Below are 17,074 nucleotides of genomic sequence, written 5' to 3'. Positions count from 1 at the left end.
GGAATGCATTCCAAATGTGGGAGCTGGCTTGCCTGCGATGAGGCCAGTGAAGCTGCACAAGAATTGAAGAAGGTATGAAGATGTCCCAGGCAACAAAAATCATCATCGCCGACGCCCCGCTGCGCTGGCAGGACGTAGTCGCCGTCGCCCGCCACGGCGCCGTGCTCGAACTCTCGGGCCATGCCTGGGCGCGGATCGACAATGCCCAGGCCATCGTGCAGCGCATCGTCACCAGCGGCGAACGTGCCTACGGCGTGAACACCGGGCTGGGTGCGTTGTGCAACGTGTCGCTCAAGGGCGAGCAACTCAGCCAGCTGTCGCGTAACACCCTGCTGAGCCACGCGTGCGGAGTCGGCCCGGTACTGAGTGATGAACAGACGCGCGCGATCATCTGCGCTGCCATCATCAACTACAGCCACGGCAAATCCGGCCTGCACCCGCAGGTGGTGCATTCGCTGCTGGCGTTGCTCAACCACGGCATCACACCGCAAGTGCCGTCCCAGGGTTCGGTGGGTTACCTGACACACATGGCTCACATCGGCGTGGCCTTGCTCGGCGTTGGCGATGTGAGCTATCGCGGCCAGATCGTTCCGGCGCAACAGGCACTGAGTGCGGAAGGCTTGCAGCCGGTGGTGCTCGGTGCCAAGGACGGTTTGTGCCTGGTCAACGGTACGCCGTGCATGACTGGCCTGAGCTGCCTGGCCCTGGCCGATGTGCATCATCTGCTGCAATGGGCCGACGTGATCGGCGCTATGAGTTTCGAGGCCCAGCGCGGTCAGATCGATGCGTTTGATGAGCAAATCATCGCCCTCAAGCCGCACCCGGGGATGCAGCAGGTCGGTATCAACCTGCGCGCCTTGCTCGATGGCAGCGAAGTGATCGCCAGCAGCAAAGGCATCCGCACCCAGGACGCGTTGAGCATCCGTTCGATCCCGCAGATCCACGGCGCGGCGCGTGATCAAGTGGAACACGCCACCCGCCAGATCGAGACCGAACTCAACAGCGCCACTGACAACCCGCTGGTGCTCGGCACGCCGGACAACTACCGCGTGGTATCCCAGGCCAATCCTCACGGACAGTCTGTTGCACTGGCGGCGGACATGCTTGCCATCGCCATGGCCGAAATCGGCTCGGTGGCCGAGCGCCGCCTGGACCGCCTGATCAACCCTCACGTCAGCGGTTTGCCGGCATTCCTGGTGAGTAACCCTGGCGTCAACTCCGGGATGATGATCGTGCAGTACGTCGCCGCCTCCCTGTGCGGGCAGAACCGTCAGTTGGCACAACCGGCGGTGCTCGACAACTTCGTCACCTCGGGCTTGCAGGAAGACCACCTGAGCATGGGCACCAACGCCGCGCTCAAGCTGCATCAACTGTTGGCCAACGTCACCCAGATCCTGGCCATCGAGTACCTGTTGGCCGCCCAGGCTTTTGAGTTCTTGAAGGACCAGCGCTTCGGCGCGGGCACCGACAGCGCTTGGCGCCTGCTGCGCGAACAGATCCCGCCGTACGAGCAGGACCGCTGGCTGGCGCCGGACATTGCGACCACCGCCGCGCTGCTCAAGGACACCGCTTTGCTGCACCGCGTATTACCGAATTTGCACTGAACACTTATTCAAAAAAATAATTCACAAGGAGTATGAATGTGACTGCGCTAAATCTGATTCCAGGCCAACTGAGCCTCGCCCAACTGCGGGCCATCTACCAGCAGCCGGTAACCCTCAGCCTGGATGACAGCGCCACGGCGCAGATCAACGCCAGTGTGGCCTGCGTGGAGCAGATTCTCGCCGAGAACCGCACCGCCTATGGCATCAACACCGGTTTCGGCCTACTGGCCTCGACCCGCATCGCCAGTGAAGACCTGGAAAACCTGCAGCGCTCCCTGGTGCTGTCCCACGCCGCCGGCGTCGGTGAGCCGATCAGCGATGCGCTGGTGCGGTTGGTCATGGTGCTCAAGGTCAACAGCCTGAGCCGTGGGTTCTCCGGGATTCGCCGCCAGGTGATCGACGCACTGATCGCGCTGATCAACGCCGAGGTGTACCCGCACATTCCACTCAAAGGCTCGGTGGGTGCGTCCGGCGACTTGGCTCCATTGGCCCACATGTCCCTGGTCCTACTGGGCGAAGGCAAGGCGCGCTATAAAGGCGAATGGCTGGAAGCCACTGAAGCGCTGAAAGTCGCTGGCCTGACGCCGCTGACCCTCGCTGCCAAAGAAGGCCTGGCGTTGCTCAACGGCACCCAAGTGTCTACCGCCTATGCCCTGCGTGGCCTGTTCGAAGGCGAAGACCTGTTCGCCGGCGCCCTGGCCTGCGGCGGCCTGACGGTTGAAGCGGTACTGGGTTCGCGCTCGCCGTTCGATGCGCGTATTCACGCGGCTCGTGGTCAGCGTGGGCAGATCGATTCCGCTGCGGCCTATCGCGACCTGCTGGGCGACAGCAGTGAAGTGTCCAAGTCACACCAGAACTGCGACAAGGTGCAAGACCCGTACTCCCTGCGCTGCCAGCCGCAAGTCATGGGTGCCTGCCTGACCCAGTTCCGCCAGGCCGCTGAAGTGTTGGTGGTGGAGGCCAATGCCGTGTCGGATAACCCGCTGGTATTTGCCGCTGAAGGCGACGTGATCTCCGGCGGTAACTTCCACGCCGAACCGGTGGCCATGGCTGCGGATAACATGGCATTGGCCATCGCTGAAATCGGCTCCCTGAGCGAGCGTCGTATCTCGTTGATGATGGACAAGCACATGTCGCAACTGCCACCGTTCCTGGTGGGCAATGGCGGGGTTAACTCCGGCTTCATGATCGCCCAGGTGACCGCTGCCGCACTCGCCAGCGAGAACAAGGCGCTGGCCCATCCCCATAGCGTGGACAGCCTGCCGACTTCGGCCAACCAGGAAGACCATGTGTCGATGGCGCCTGCTGCCGGCAAGCGTTTGTGGGAAATGGCTGAAAACACCCGTGGCATCCTGGCGGTGGAATGGCTGGCTGCATGCCAGGGCCTGGATTTGCGCGATGGCCTGAAAACCTCTGCGAAGTTGGAAAAAGCCCGTGGCCTCCTGCGCGCCAAAGTAGGCTTCTACGACAAGGACCGCTTCTTCGCCCCGGATATCAACGCGGCCAGCGAACTGCTCGCCAGTCGCTGCCTGAATGAGCTGGTGCCGGCCAAGCTGTTGCCGAGCCTATAAGCTCACCGCTGCTCAATGTGGGAGCTGTCGAGCCCCACATTTGATCTCCAGCGGATTCAAGTTCTCTCTGGATAAGAATAATTAGGGAAGAGAAATGCACCAGCAAGAAAAAGGTTTGAAACGCGGGCTCTCAGCTCGACATATTCGCTTCATGGCACTCGGTTCCGCCATCGGCACCGGGTTGTTCTACGGCTCTGCGTCCGCCATCCAGATGGCCGGCCCGGCTGTGCTGCTGGCCTACCTGATTGGCGGTGCCGCCGTGTTCATGGTGATGCGCGCTCTCGGCGAAATGGCCGTGCATAACCCGGTGGCAGGCTCTTTCGGCCAGTACGCCAGCACCTACCTGGGCCCCATGGCCGGGTTCATCCTCGGTTGGACCTACGCCTTTGAAATGATCATCGTCTGTCTGGCCGACGTCACTGCCTTCGGCATCTACATGGGCTTCTGGTTTCCCGAAGTCGCGCGCTGGGTCTGGGTGCTCGGCATCGTGTTTTTGATCGGCGGCCTGAACCTTTGCAACGTCAAAGTGTTTGGCGAGATGGAATTCTGGTTGTCGCTGCTGAAGGTCGGCGCCATTGTCGCGATGATCCTCGGCGGCTTCGGCATCATGTTGTTCGGCATTCACTCGGCGGGCGAGACCCAGGCCGCAGGCCTGAGCAACCTGTGGGCCCACGGCGGCTTCATGCCTAACGGTGTGGGCGGCCTGATCGCCTCGTTCGCGGTGGTGATGTTTGCTTTCGGCGGCATCGAAATCATCGGCATCACTGCCGGTGAAGCCAAGGACCCACAACGCGTGATCCCCAAGGCGATCAACGCCGTGCCGTTGCGCATCCTGTTGTTCTACGTACTGACCTTGTTTGTGTTGATGGCGATCTACCCGTGGCCGCAAATCGGCAGCCAGGGCAGCCCGTTCGTGCAGATCTTCAGCAACCTGGGGATTGGCTCGGCGGCGACCATCCTCAACATCGTGGTGATCTCGGCGGCGGTGTCGGCCATCAACAGTGACATCTTCGGCGCTGGCCGCATGATGTACGGCCTGGCGCAGCAAGGGCAGGCGCCCAAGGGTTTCGCTCAGTTGTCCAGGCAGGGTGTGCCGTGGATGACCGTGGTGGTGATGGGCGCGGCGTTGCTCGGCGGCGTGGTGCTCAATTACCTGATCCCGGAAAACGTGTTCCTGCTGATCGCCTCGATTGCCACCTTCGCCACCGTGTGGGTGTGGCTGATGATCCTGTTCACCCAGGTCGCCATGCGTCGCTCGATGACTAAAGAACAGGTGGCCGAGCTGAAATTCCCGGTGCCGTTCTGGCCTTATGCGCCAGCAGCGGCCATCGTCTTCATGCTGTTTGTGTTTGGCGTGCTGGGTTACTTCCCGGATACCCAGGCGGCTTTGCTGGTCGGTGCCGTGTGGATCGTGCTGCTGGTGGTTGCCTATCTGCTGTGGGTCAAGCCCGCTGCCGGGCAAGCGGCCAAGGTCCATTACGACCCGGTTTTGTCTCATCGTTAACTTAGGGAGGCGTTGATGAAAACGCTTTGGCAACACTGCCACGTCGCAACCATGGCCCACGGCAAATACTCGATCATCGAGGATGCCGCCATGGTCACAGCAGGTTCGCTCATCGAGTGGATCGGCCCCCGCAGCGAAGTGCCGAAGGCGGACTACGCCCAAGTGCATGACCTGCAAGGCGCGTGGGTCACCCCCGGGCTGATCGACTGCCACACCCACACGGTGTTCGGCGGCAACCGCAGCGGCGAATTCGAGCAGCGCCTGCAAGGCGTGAGCTATGCCGAAATCGCAGCCAAGGGTGGCGGTATTGCCAGCACCGTGCGCGCCACCCGCGCCGCCAGCGAGGATGAATTGTTCGCAAGCGCCCACAAGCGCCTGCGCAGTTTGTTGCGAGACGGCGTGACCACGGTAGAGATCAAGTCCGGCTACGGGCTGGACCTGGTCAACGAACGCAAAATGCTGCGGGTGGCGCGTCGTCTGGGTGACGCGTTGCCGGTCAGCGTGCGGGCCACGTGCCTGGCGGCCCACGCGTTGCCGCCGGAGTACAAGGACCGCGCAGACGATTACATCGACCATATCTGCGCTGAGATGCTGCCGGCGTTGGCGTCTGAAGGTCTGGTGGACGCGGTGGATGCGTTCTGCGAATACCTGGCGTTTTCCACCGAGCAAGTGGAGCGCGTGTTCAAGGTTGCCCAGCAACTCGGCCTGCCGGTGAAGCTGCACGCCGAGCAACTCTCTTCGCTGCACGGCTCTAGCCTGGCGGCGCGTTACCAGGCGCTATCGGCGGATCATCTGGAGTTCATGACCGAAGAAGATGCCATCGCCATGGCCGCTTCCGGCACCGTCGCGGTATTGCTGCCGGGTGCGTTCTACTTCCTGCGCGAAACCCAGTTGCCGCCGATGGACGCCCTGCGCAAGCACGGTGTGAAAATCGCCATCGCCAGTGACCTCAACCCCGGCACCTCACCTGCATTGTCGGTGCGCCTGATGCTGAACATGGCTTGCACCTTGTTCCGCATGACTCCGGAAGAAGCCCTGGCCGGCGCCACGCAGCACGCGGCCACTGCCTTGGGCATGGGCGACACCCATGGCTCCCTGGAAGTGGGCAAGGTCGCGGATTTTGTCGCCTGGCAGATCGACCGTCCCGCCGACCTGGCCTACTGGCTGGGTGGCGAACTGGATAAACGCGTCGTGCGCCATGGCGTCGACGTCACTGTTTGAGGAGTGTGGTTGTGGATAAGGTTCTGACTTTCAAACAAGGCCGTGTGCCACTGCTGATTAGCATGCCCCATGCGGGTGTACACCTGACACCCGCCGTCGAGGGCGGGTTGATTCCCGAGGCACAAAGCCTGCCGGACACGGATTGGCACATCCCAGCGTTGTATGACTTTGCCGAAGAGCTAGGCGCCAGCACTTTGGCGGCCGAGTACTCGCGGTTTGTCATCGACCTGAATCGGCCCTCCGACGACAAGCCGTTGTACGTCGGCGCCACCACCGGCTTGTACCCGGCGACGCTGTTCGACGGTGTGCCGTTGTTCCGCGAAGGGCTGGAGCCGTCCAAGGAAGAGCGCGCAACCTACCTGGAAAAGGTCTGGGGCCCGTATCACCGCACGCTGCAAGAGGAACTGGCGCGGCTCAAGGCAGAGTTCGGCTATGCGTTGTTGTTCGATGCGCACTCGATCCGTTCAGTGATCCCGCACCTGTTCGACGGCAAGCTGCCGGATTTCAACCTCGGCACTTTCAACGGCGCCTCCTGTGATCCGGAGCTGGCCAGCCAGTTGGAAGCTATCTGTGCCGCTCATCCGCAGTACACCCATGTGCTGAACGGGCGCTTCAAGGGTGGGCATATCACCCGGCATTACGGTAATCCGGCGCAGGATATTCATGCCGTGCAATTGGAGCTGTGCCAGAGCACCTATATGGAGGAGTTCGAGCCGTTCCGTTATCGGCCGGACTTGGCTCAGCCAACCCAGGTGGTGTTGAAGCAGTTGCTGGAAGCTTTTCTAGCCTGGGGACAAAAGCGCTACGGCTGAAATTGCTATCGGGGGCAAGCCCCCTCCCACATTCGACCGCATTCTCATGTGGGAACTCGGTCAAGTGTGGGAGGGGGCTTGCCCCCGATGACGCTCGTACAGTCGCCACAGTGCAACTGCCAGTCGCCACCGTTCGTGTTGACAGCATCTCTGCTGGGTAAGGTTGTTGAATAAAAACAGCCGAGTGAGCCCACACCCATGAAAAAACTGTTGTTATCCCTCACTGGCGCCGCACTGCTCAGCGCGAATGCCATGGCCGCCGAGCCAAGCGCCTGCAAAAACATCCGCATGGGCGTGGTCAGCTGGACCGACGTGGTCGCTACTTCCGGCATGGCCGACGTGCTGCTCAATGGCTTGGGTTACGACAGTAAACAGACCAGCGCCGTGCAGCAGATCATCTTTGCGGGGATTCGCGACAAACGCCTGGATATCTTCCTGGGTTACTGGAAGCCGGCGATGGATAACAACATCGCACCGTTCCTGGCGGCCAAGCAGGTCAAGGTCTTCGACAAACCCAGCCTCGCCGATGCCCAGGCCACCCTGGCCGTGCCGCAGTACGTTGCAGATGCGGGCCTGAAAACCTTTGCCGATATCGCCCGCTTCAAGGACAAGCTGGGCGGCAAGATCTATGGCATCGAACCCGGCAGCGGCGCCAACACTGACATTCAGAAAATGATCGACACCAATCACTTTGGCCTCGGTGGCTTCAAGCTGGTTGCTTCCGGGGAGGCCGGCATGCTGGCGGCGGTGCAGCGTGCAGTGAACCGTAAGGAGTTCGTGGTGTTCGTCGGCTGGACCCCGCATCCGATGAACATCAATATGAAGATGACCTACCTCACCGGCAGTGAAGATGTGTTCGGCCCCGACGAAGGTCGCGCTACCGTATCCACCGTTACTGCTCCGGACTTCGCCGAGCGTTGCCCCAACGCCAACCGGTTGCTGGAAAACCTCACGTTCACCGCTGCCCAGGAAAGCCAATTGATGGTGCCGATCATGGAGCGCCAGTCGCCCCAGGACGTGGCCAGGCAATGGCTGCGCGATCATCCCGAGGATTTGCAGCGCTGGCTGGCCGGGGTCACGGCGTTTGATGGCGGTGATGGCGTGGCGGCGGTGCAAGCCAGCCTCAAACTTTAAGCCGGATGCAAATCCAAATGTGGGAGCTGGCTTGCCTGCGATAGCGGTGTATCAGTCAAAGATGTATCAACTGACAGATAGCCTTCGCAGGCAAGCCAGCTCCCACATTGAATCTCCATCGCCAGGGAAGTCTATGCATGGCCGAATACCCTATTTCTTCGCAGATGCGCACCTTCGTCGCCAAGACCGAATCCTTCTCCAGCGACGATTCGTCCCTGGCCGGCCTGCGCCAGAACTACGATCGCATGTGCCAAGCGTTTACGCCGCCGACGCCTGAAGGGTTGCAGCTGTCGGACTTTTCCTTGGGCGGCGTCGGCGTACGCAGTTATGCACCTATGGCGCCCGTACCGATCGATGGCTGGCCGTGCCTTCTCTATATGCATGGTGGCGGGTGGGTAGTCGGTGGGTTGGATTCCCATGATTTCATCTGCTTCGAACTGGCCAATGTGTTGCAAGTGCTGGTGATCGCCATCGACTACCGTCTGGCGCCGGAGCATCCGTTCCCGGCAGCCTATGACGATTGCCGCGCGGTGTGGCAGGCGATCCAGGCGGGTCAAGGGCCTCACGCCATCAACCTGCAACGCCTGGTGGTGATCGGCGACAGTGCCGGTGGCAACCTGGTGGCGGCGTTGTGCCTGGGACTGCGCGATGGCGGCCAAGCGTTGCCCCGAGCCCAAGTGCTGATTTACCCAGGCTTGGGCGGCCCGGCCGATTTGCCGTCCCGTCGTGATTGCATGGACGCGCCGTTGCTCAGCACTGCTGACACCGATTGTTATCTCGCGCTGTACTTGCAGGGCACAGGCAAACCATCGGCCTATGCCATGCCGCTGCTCGCCGAGGATTATCGCGGTTTGCCTGGCGCCCTGATCGCCGTGGCCCAGTTCGACCCGCTACGTGACGACGGCATGTTGTATGCCGAGCGCCTGCGAGCGGCCAGTGTCAAAGCCGTGTTGTATCCGGGCAAAGGCTTGATCCACGGCTGTTTGCGCGCACGCGGCCACGTGCCAGAGGTGGATCGCCTGTATGACTATCTGCTGCATTTCCTCAGGAGCGAAGGGCTGACACAGGTCTAAGTGCTCAAGGACATGCTCATTGCACAATTCGGGTTTATGATGCCAGACGGCAAAATAACAGACGTCCCCCCAGGGATGAACCCGACACCCTACGGAGCGCGCAATGCAGACTTGGTACCCGCAGATCAAACCCTACGCCCGGCACGATCTGGCTGTCGATGACACCCATACCCTGTACGTCGATGAAAGCGGCTCCCCCGAAGGCTTGCCCGTTGTCTTCATCCATGGAGGCCCTGGCGCCGGTTGTGACGCCAACAGCCGCTGCTATTTTGATCCGAACCTTTACCGCATCGTCACCTTTGACCAACGCGGCTGTGGGCGCTCTACCCCTCGGGCCAACCTGGAAAACAACACCACCTGGGACCTGGTCGCTGACATGGAGCGCATCCGCGAGCACCTGGGCATCGATAAATGGGTGCTGTTCGGTGGCTCCTGGGGCTCGACCCTGGCCCTGGCCTATGCGCAAACCCACCCGGAGCGCGTGCATGGCCTGATCGTGCGCGGGATTTTCCTGGCGCGCCCCCGGGACATCCACTGGTTCTACCAGGAGGGCGCCAGCCGCATGTTCCCGGATTACTGGCAGGATTACCTCGCGCCGATCCCGCAGGATGAGCGGCACGACCTGCTCAGCGCCTACCACAAGCGGCTGACCGGCAACGACCAGATCGCCCAGATGCACGCGGCCAAGGCGTGGTCGACCTGGGAAGGGCGCATGCTGGGCCTGTGCCCGAACCAGGCGCAAGTGGAGCGCTTTGCCGAGCCGCAGCGTGCGTTGTCCATCGCACGTATCGAGTGCCACTACTTCACCAACAACTCCTTCCTGGAGCCCAACCAACTGATTCGCGACATGCACAAGATCGCCCACCTGCCTGGCGTAATCATCCATGGCCGCTACGATATGATCTGTCCGCTGGACAACGCCTGGGAGCTGCATCAGGCGTGGCCCAACAGTGAGCTGCAAGTGATTCGCGAGGCTGGGCATGCTGCATCCGAACCCGGCATCACCGATGCACTGGTGCGTGCGACCGGCGTAATGGCGCGCAGCCTGCTCGACTTGCCGCCCGAAGAAGCATGAAGGGCTTGTTGCAACGGGTGCGTGGCGCCCGGGTCGAGGTGGCGGGTGATGTCGTGGGCGCGATCGACCAGGGCTTGCTGGTGCTGGTCGCCGTCGAACCCTCAGATACGCCCGAGAGTGCCGACAAACTTTTGCACAAGCTGCTTAACTATCGGGTGTTCAGCGACGATGAGGGCAAGATGAACTTGTCTTTGAAGGACATCGGTGGCGGTTTGCTGCTGGTTTCCCAATTCACCCTGGCGGCGGATACCAAGAGTGGGTTGCGGCCGAGCTTCTCCACGGCGGCGCCTCCGGCCTTGGGAGCGGCGCTTTTCGAGCACTTGTTGTTACAAGCGCAACAATTGCATGGCAAGGTGGCGTCAGGGCGTTTTGGCGCTGACATGCAGGTGCATTTGGTCAATGATGGCCCTGTGACATTCCTCTTACAGACATGAATGTATTAAAAACGACTTTAATGCCTAAAAACGCAGGGTTTCGCTACAAATACTTCGTTGACCCTGATGCGTTGTTTCGCGTGCTACTAGATAATCGCGCGCTATGGGGATCAGCGTTGTTTGGTCCATTTTTGACTTAGGTAGAGACTTGTCCGACGGCCTTTGGGGAATCATTTAGCCCCTGGGGAGTCGGAACAATGCTCGCCAACCTGGCATATAGATAGCTGGCCGTTGGTTTTTTGATCTGTTTTCGGCGAGGGTTGCTCGTGATTGTTAGTCCCTGTAATGCACCAAAATTGTCTGCCAAACGGTTACGAAACGCACTGGTGACGGGCTCTGCCCTGTTTTGCCTGTTCGGCGCGGGTCAGCTGTGGGCATTCAGTCTGGATGATGTGTCGGCCAAGGCAAAAGAGCTGGCCGGGCAGAAATACGAAGCTCCGCGCAGCAATTTGCCGAACGAATTCCGCGAAATGAAGTTCGCTGATTACCAGAAGATTCGTTTCCGCAACGAAAAAGCCGAGTGGGCCGATCAGAACACCCCGTTCAAGCTGTCCTTCTATCACCAGGGTATGCATTTCGATACACCGGTGAAAATCAACGAAGTGACCGCCGACAGCGTCACCGAAATCAAGTACGACCCGACGCGTTTCGATTTCGGCGACGTGAAGTTTGATCCTAAAGCCACCGAACAACTGGGTTATGCCGGTTTCCGTGTGCTGTACCCGATCAACAAGGCCGACAAGCAAGACGAAATCATGACCATGCTCGGCGCCAGCTATTTCCGCGTCGTCGGCAAGGGCCAGTCCTATGGCCTGTCCGCCCGTGGCATGGCGATCGACACCGCATTGCCGTCCGGCGAAGAATTCCCGCGTTTCACCGAGTTCTGGATCGAGCGCCCAAAACCGGGTGAAAAACAGTTGGTGATCTTTGCCCTGCTGGACTCGCCACGGGCTACCGGCGCCTATCGCCTGACCCTGCGCCCTGGCACCGACACCATTGTCGACGTCAAATCCCAAATGTACCTGCGCGACAAGGTCAGCAAGCTGGGCGTTGCCCCACTGACCAGCATGTACCTGTTCGGCGCCAACCAGCCGTCCAAGGTGCTCAACTACCGTCGTGAGCTGCACGATTCCAGCGGCCTGTCGATCCATGCCGGTAACGGCGAGTGGATCTGGCGCCCGCTGAACAACCCTAAACACCTGTCGGTCAGCAACTTTGCCGTGGAAAACCCTCGTGGTTTCGGCCTGCTGCAACGTGGTCGCGACTTCAGCCACTACGAAGACCTGGACGACAACTACGACAAACGCCCAAGCGCCTGGATCGAGCCTGAAGGCGACTGGGGCAAGGGTTCCGTCGACCTGGTAGAGATTCCTACCGCAGACGAGACCAACGACAACATCGTTGCGTTCTGGAGCCCGGCCGAGCTGCCAAAAGTCGGCGAGCCGCTGGACGTCAGCTACCGCCTGCACTGGACCATGGACGAGAAGGACCTGCACCCGGCCGACAGCGCCTGGGTCAAGCAGACCCTGCGCTCTACCGGTGACGTGAAACAATCCAACCTGATCCGCCAACCTGACGGCAGCGTGGCTTATCTGGTGGACTTCGAGGGCCCGTCCCTGAAGAACCTGCCGGCGGACGCCCCGGTGCGCAGCCAGGTGAGTGTTGGCGATAACGCCGAGATCGTTGAAAACAGCGTGCGCTACAACGAACACACCAAAGGCTGGCGTTTGACCCTGCGTATGAAGATCAAGGACGCAGGCAAACCGACCGAAATGCGTGCAGCCCTGGTCCAGGACATCGTGAAACCGGAGCCTGAGAAGGTTTCGACCCAGGTGCTGAAGGCTGACAAAGTGCTGGCTAAACAGCACGAGAAACAAGCCAAGAAAGACGCCAAAGAAGCAAAAGACAAGGAAGCCAAGCAGCCAGAAGCTGCCCCAGCCACACCGGAACCGGCCAAGACCGAACAAGTCCTGACCGAAACCTGGAGCTACCAGTTGCCTGCCGATGAGTAATTCACACGCTACGCCCGAGACTCTGTCCGAGTACCTGGCGCATCTCCCGATGACTGCCGAACAGCGCGCCGAACTGGCGGGCTGTACGTCCTTCAGCGAGTTGCACGAACGCCTGTCGTCCAAGACCTTCGATGCACCGACCGATGCCGCCCAGGCATCGGTGGGCTCTCGCTTGACCCTCAGTACCGCCGAGGAATTGCAAGACGCCGAAATGCTGGCGCTCGACGCCAGTGGCCGGGTGTGCCTGAAGGCCACGCCGCCGATCCGTCGGACCAAGGTAGTGCCCGAGCCATGGCGCACCAACATCCTGGTGCGTGGCTGGCGTCGGTTGACCGGTCGCACCAACCCGCCGAAGCCGCCGAAAGACGAGCGAGTACTGCCGGCCGCGCGCTGGCGCACGGTGGGTTCGATCCGTCGCTATATCCTGCTGATCCTGATGCTCGGCCAGACCATCGTGGCCGGCTGGTACATGAAAGGCATCATGCCGTACCAGGGCTGGTCGCTGGTCGACTTTGACGAGATTCGCAACCAGACCCTGCTGCAAACCGCTACCCAGGTACTGCCTTACGCCCTGCAAACCAGCATCCTGATCATGTTCGGGATTTTGTTCTGCTGGGTTTCGGCGGGTTTCTGGACGGCGCTGATGGGCTTCCTGGAACTGCTCACCGGTCACGATAAATACCGCATCTCCGGCAAAAGTGCCGGCGATGAGCCGATTCCGCAGGATGCCCGCACTGCCTTGGTGATGCCGATCTGCAACGAAGACGTGCCCCGCGTATTTGCCGGGCTGCGCGCCACCTTCGAATCGGTGGCGGCCACGGGTGACCTGGACCGTTTCGATTTCTTTGTGCTCAGTGACAGTAACGACGCCGATATCTGCATCGCCGAACAACAGGCCTGGCTGGATGTGTGTCGCGAAGCTGGTGGCTTCGGCAAGATCTTCTATCGCCGCCGTCGCCGCCGTGTAAAACGCAAGAGCGGCAACCTCGACGACTTCTGCCGTCGTTGGGGCGGTGATTACAAGTACATGGTGGTGCTCGACGCCGACAGCGTAATGAGCGGCGAATGCCTGACCAGCCTGGTACGCCTGATGGAAGCCACGCCGGACGCGGGGATTATCCAGACCGCGCCACGTGCGTCGGGCATGGACACGCTGTATGCGCGCATGCAGCAGTTCGCTACCCGCGTGTACGGCCCGCTGTTTACCGCTGGCCTGCACTTCTGGCAGTTGGGTGAATCCCACTACTGGGGTCACAACGCGATCATCCGCATGAAGCCGTTCATCGAGCACTGCGCCCTGGCGCCATTGCCGGGTAAAGGTGCGTTTGCCGGTGCGATCCTCTCCCACGACTTCGTTGAAGCGGCGCTGATGCGCCGTGCCGGCTGGGGCGTGTGGATTGCCTACGACTTGCCGGGCAGCTATGAAGAACTGCCGCCGAACTTGCTGGACGAACTCAAGCGTGACCGTCGCTGGTGCCACGGTAACCTGATGAACTTCCGCCTGTTCCTGGTCAAGGGTATGCACCCGGTACACCGTGCGGTGTTCTTGACCGGCGTGATGTCCTATTTGTCGGCGCCGTTGTGGTTCTTCTTCCTAGTGCTGTCGACCGCGTTGTTGGCGGTGAACACCCTGATGGAGCCGCAGTACTTCATGGCACCACGCCAGTTGTACCCGCTGTGGCCGCAATGGCATCCGGACAAGGCGGTGGCGCTGTTCTCCACCACCATCGTGCTGCTGTTCCTGCCTAAGTTGCTGAGCATCATCCTGATCTGGGCCAAGGGCGCGAAAGAGTTCGGTGGCAAGTTCAAGGTGACGTTGTCGATGCTGCTGGAGATGCTGTTCTCCATGCTGCTGGCGCCAGTGCGGATGATCTTCCACACCCGTTTCGTACTGGCCGCGTTCCTCGGCTGGGCCGCGACCTGGAACTCGCCGCAACGTGACGACGACTCCACCCCGTGGAGTGAGGCAGTCAAGCGCCATGGGCCGCAAACCGTTCTCGGCTTCCTGTGGGCGTTGTTGGTGGTGTGGTTGAACCCGAGCTTCCTGTGGTGGCTGATTCCGATTGTTGGTTCGCTGATGCTGTCGATCCCGGTGTCGGTCATTTCCAGTCGGGTCAAGCTGGGTCTGAAGTCCCGCGACGAGAGCCTGTTCCTGATCCCTGAGGAATACAACCCGCCGCAAGCACTGTTGTCGACCGAGCAGTACACCCACGAAAACCGTTGGCACGCCCTGAACGACGGGTTTGTGCGTTCGGTGGTCGACCCGCAGCAGAACGCCTTGGCCTGCGCCTTGGCGACCTCGCGTCACCGCGAGGCGGAGCCGATCGAGCACCTGCGTGCCGAGCGTGTGCGCCATGCGTTGAAGGTCGGCCCCGCCGCCCTCAACAACGCTGAGCGCCTGGCCCTGCTCAGCGACCCGGTCGCCCTGGCTCGCCTGCACCAACAGGTCTGGAGCGAAGGTCACGCCGAGTGGCTTGGCGCCTGGCGTGCCTCGATCAAGGCTGATCCGCACGCGCCGTTGCTGCCGCTGCAACCGCTGTCGTCCCAGGCTCAACCAGCCTGATTCAGACGCCCCCGAAGGCTCACTTCGGGGGCGCTTGAAACGCTGATCCTACAGCGTTTCGCGCTTCTTCCATTTAGCGCTAACTCCTTGTTATTTCGAAACAAAAGACCTCCCGTAGAGGCGTATTTCCGTGCCTGTGGCTGGGGTAGCATCGCCCCCCAAACTCAACTCGCTACGGGGGTATTCATGATCAAAAGGTATGGTTCGGCATGGCTGATGGGGGCTCTCGCACTGATTCACGCAGGCTTGTTGCAGGCTGGCGCCATTGACGATGCGGTGCGCCGTGGCGTGCTGAAGGTCGGCACCACGCCCACCTATATGCCCTTTGAAATGAAGGATAAACAGGGACGCATTGTCGGCTTCGAGATCGATCTGCTCCAGGCGATGAGCCGTGCGCTGGGCGTCGAGCTGGAGTTGGTTGCAGTCCCTTACACCGAGTTGATACCCGGGCTGATGGCGAAGAAGTTTGATTTGATTGGCAGCGGCATGACGGTCACTCAGGAGCGCAACCTTAAGCTGAATTTCAGTGACTCTTTTATCGTGGTGGGCCAAACCGTGCTCTTGCACCCGCGCCTGGCCGGTACCGTCACCAGTATCGAAGACCTGGATGAGGCCGGGTACCGGGTTGCCACCACTGAAGGCACCACGGGGGAGGCTGCGGCACAACGCTTTCTGGGTGCGGCTCGGCTGATCAGTTTCGCCACTTCGGAAGAGGGTGTGCGACAGGTTGTAGAGGGTAAGGCTGATGCTTTTGTGCATGACGCACCTTACAACCTGATTGTGATGAGTCGACCCGAGAACGGTACTTTGCTGGCGCTGGAACAGCCTTTCACCTTCGAGCCCCTGGCTTTTGGCTTGAAGAAAGGCGACTACGACAGCCTCAATTGGATCAACCATTTCCTCAATCAGGTGGCCCAGGATGGGACCTACGATCGCTTGCACGACAAGTGGTTCAAGGAGACCGATTGGATGGCGGAAATCGACTGAATTTCATAACTGCTTACACATCAATCAATGGCTGACTCTCTGGGTGGATGCGTCTACGGCTGCGCTTCGCTGCACCGTTGTGAGGCATTTCCGACATACGCCGATAACATTTACCCGTGAAACCTTTGTGACGGGCAACGAGTGGGTTAGGATCGCACCCCGAAATGGTGCAGCCCTTTTGCGCGCCGATCTTATAAGAACCGTTCAGGGGACTTGATGATGAAAAAGTATCTTTCGATGCTGATGCTCGGCGTCACGGCGCTGGTCGCCGCCACTGCGGTCCAGGCCGGTGCCATCGATGATGCGGTCAAGCGCGGCACGCTGAAAGTCGGCATGGACCCAACCTACATGCCGTTCGAAATGACAGACAAGCGCGGTGAAATCATCGGTTTCGAAGTCGACATCCTCAAGGCCATGGCCAAGTCCATGGGCGTCAAGCTGGAGCTGGTCTCCACCGGTTATGACGGCATCATCCCGGCCTTCCTGACCGGCAAGTTCGACATGATCGGCAGCGGCATGACCCTGACCCAGGAACGCAACCTGCGTCTGAACTTCAGCGAACCCTTCATTGTGGTCGGCCAGACCCTGCTGATTCGCAAAGACCTGGAAGGCACCATCAAGTCCTACAAGGACCTGAACGACGAGAAATTCCGCCTGACCTCCAAACTCGGCACCACCGGTGAGATGGTTGCCAAGAAACTCATCTCCAAAGCCAAGTACCACGGCTACGACAACGAGCAGGAAGGTGTGCTGGACGTGGTCAACGGCAAGGCTGATGCCTTTGTGTATGACGCGCCTTACAACGTGGTTGCCGAGAAAAAAGTCGGTAACGGCAAGCTGGTGTATATCGAAGAACCCTTCACTTATGAGCCATTGGCGTTTGGCCTGAAAAAGGGCGATTACGACAGCATCAACTACATCAACAACTTCCTGCACCAGATCCGCAACGACGGCACCTACGATCGCATCCATGACAAGTGGTTCAAGAGCTCCGAGTGGCTCAAGGACATGGAATAAGTTCGGCGAAAGACCGCGTCGCGCCCTTCGCGAGCAAGCCCGCTCCCACCTTGGAATGCATTCCAAA

Annotated in this window: 12 protein-coding genes and 1 pseudogene; all 13 read left to right on the top strand. The window is 60.4% G+C overall.

Annotated features, from left to right (window positions below):
- Positions 1-80: 80 nt before the first annotated feature.
- The 13 genes and pseudogenes from ACRESD_RS16845 (at position 81) to ACRESD_RS16785 (ending at position 17,007) form a co-directional block, all read left to right on the top strand.
- Entirely contained in the window at positions 81-1,604 is a 1,524-nt protein-coding gene (locus ACRESD_RS16845; RefSeq protein ID WP_431751956.1) for an HAL/PAL/TAL family ammonia-lyase, read from the top strand.
- Between the two features lie 32 nt (positions 1,605-1,636).
- Positions 1,637-3,175 carry a histidine ammonia-lyase gene (hutH, locus tag ACRESD_RS16840; protein WP_431751955.1) on the top strand — a complete coding sequence of 513 codons (1,539 nt, stop codon included), beginning with the start codon at positions 1,637-1,639 and terminating at the stop codon, positions 3,173-3,175.
- Positions 3,176-3,269: 94 nt separating this feature from the next.
- Complete coding sequence (locus ACRESD_RS16835; RefSeq protein WP_431751954.1) at positions 3,270-4,679, top strand: amino acid permease; 1,410 nt, start codon at positions 3,270-3,272, stop codon at positions 4,677-4,679.
- A 15-nt stretch (positions 4,680-4,694) separates the two neighbouring features.
- Positions 4,695-5,900, top strand: coding sequence for an imidazolonepropionase (gene hutI / locus ACRESD_RS16830; protein WP_431751953.1), 1,206 nt, complete (start codon positions 4,695-4,697; stop codon positions 5,898-5,900).
- A gap of 11 nt (positions 5,901-5,911) precedes the next feature.
- A complete protein-coding gene (hutG, locus tag ACRESD_RS16825) occupies positions 5,912-6,712 on the top strand; it encodes an N-formylglutamate deformylase (RefSeq protein WP_431751952.1) in 801 nt (266 codons plus the stop codon).
- A 198-nt stretch (positions 6,713-6,910) separates the two neighbouring features.
- Entirely contained in the window at positions 6,911-7,846 is a 936-nt protein-coding gene (locus tag ACRESD_RS16820; protein WP_431751951.1) for a choline ABC transporter substrate-binding protein, read from the top strand.
- 137 nt (positions 7,847-7,983) lie between these two features.
- Complete coding sequence (locus ACRESD_RS16815) at positions 7,984-8,919, top strand: alpha/beta hydrolase (protein WP_431751950.1); 936 nt, start codon at positions 7,984-7,986, stop codon at positions 8,917-8,919.
- Positions 8,920-9,022: 103 nt separating this feature from the next.
- Complete coding sequence (gene pip, locus ACRESD_RS16810; RefSeq protein WP_431751949.1) at positions 9,023-9,994, top strand: prolyl aminopeptidase; 972 nt, start codon at positions 9,023-9,025, stop codon at positions 9,992-9,994.
- On the top strand, positions 9,991-10,428 hold the full coding sequence (dtd, locus tag ACRESD_RS16805; protein ID WP_064450278.1) for a D-aminoacyl-tRNA deacylase: 438 nt from the start codon (positions 9,991-9,993) through the stop codon (positions 10,426-10,428). Before pip ends, dtd begins: the two co-directional genes overlap by 4 nt.
- Positions 10,429-10,751: 323 nt before the next feature.
- Positions 10,752-12,440 carry a glucan biosynthesis protein G gene (locus ACRESD_RS16800; RefSeq protein ID WP_431751957.1) on the top strand — a complete coding sequence of 563 codons (1,689 nt, stop codon included), beginning with the start codon at positions 10,752-10,754 and terminating at the stop codon, positions 12,438-12,440.
- A pseudogene (gene mdoH, locus ACRESD_RS16795) lies at positions 12,433-15,041 on the top strand (glucans biosynthesis glucosyltransferase MdoH). Before ACRESD_RS16800 ends, mdoH begins: the two are co-directional and overlap by 8 nt.
- Before the next feature lie 148 nt (positions 15,042-15,189).
- A complete protein-coding gene (locus tag ACRESD_RS16790; protein ID WP_431751948.1) occupies positions 15,190-15,990 on the top strand; it encodes a transporter substrate-binding domain-containing protein in 801 nt (266 codons plus the stop codon).
- A 219-nt stretch (positions 15,991-16,209) separates the two neighbouring features.
- Positions 16,210-17,007 carry a transporter substrate-binding domain-containing protein gene (locus ACRESD_RS16785; protein ID WP_431751947.1) on the top strand — a complete coding sequence of 266 codons (798 nt, stop codon included), beginning with the start codon at positions 16,210-16,212 and terminating at the stop codon, positions 17,005-17,007.
- The last annotated feature ends 67 nt before the right edge of the window (positions 17,008-17,074 follow it).

It is taken from the genome of Pseudomonas sp., from assembly GCF_050739995.1.
In the GTDB taxonomy this organism is placed as follows: domain Bacteria; phylum Pseudomonadota; class Gammaproteobacteria; order Pseudomonadales; family Pseudomonadaceae; genus Aquipseudomonas.
The sequence above is the reverse complement of the archived record's forward strand: the minus strand, read 5'-3'. Positions and strand labels throughout refer to the sequence as shown.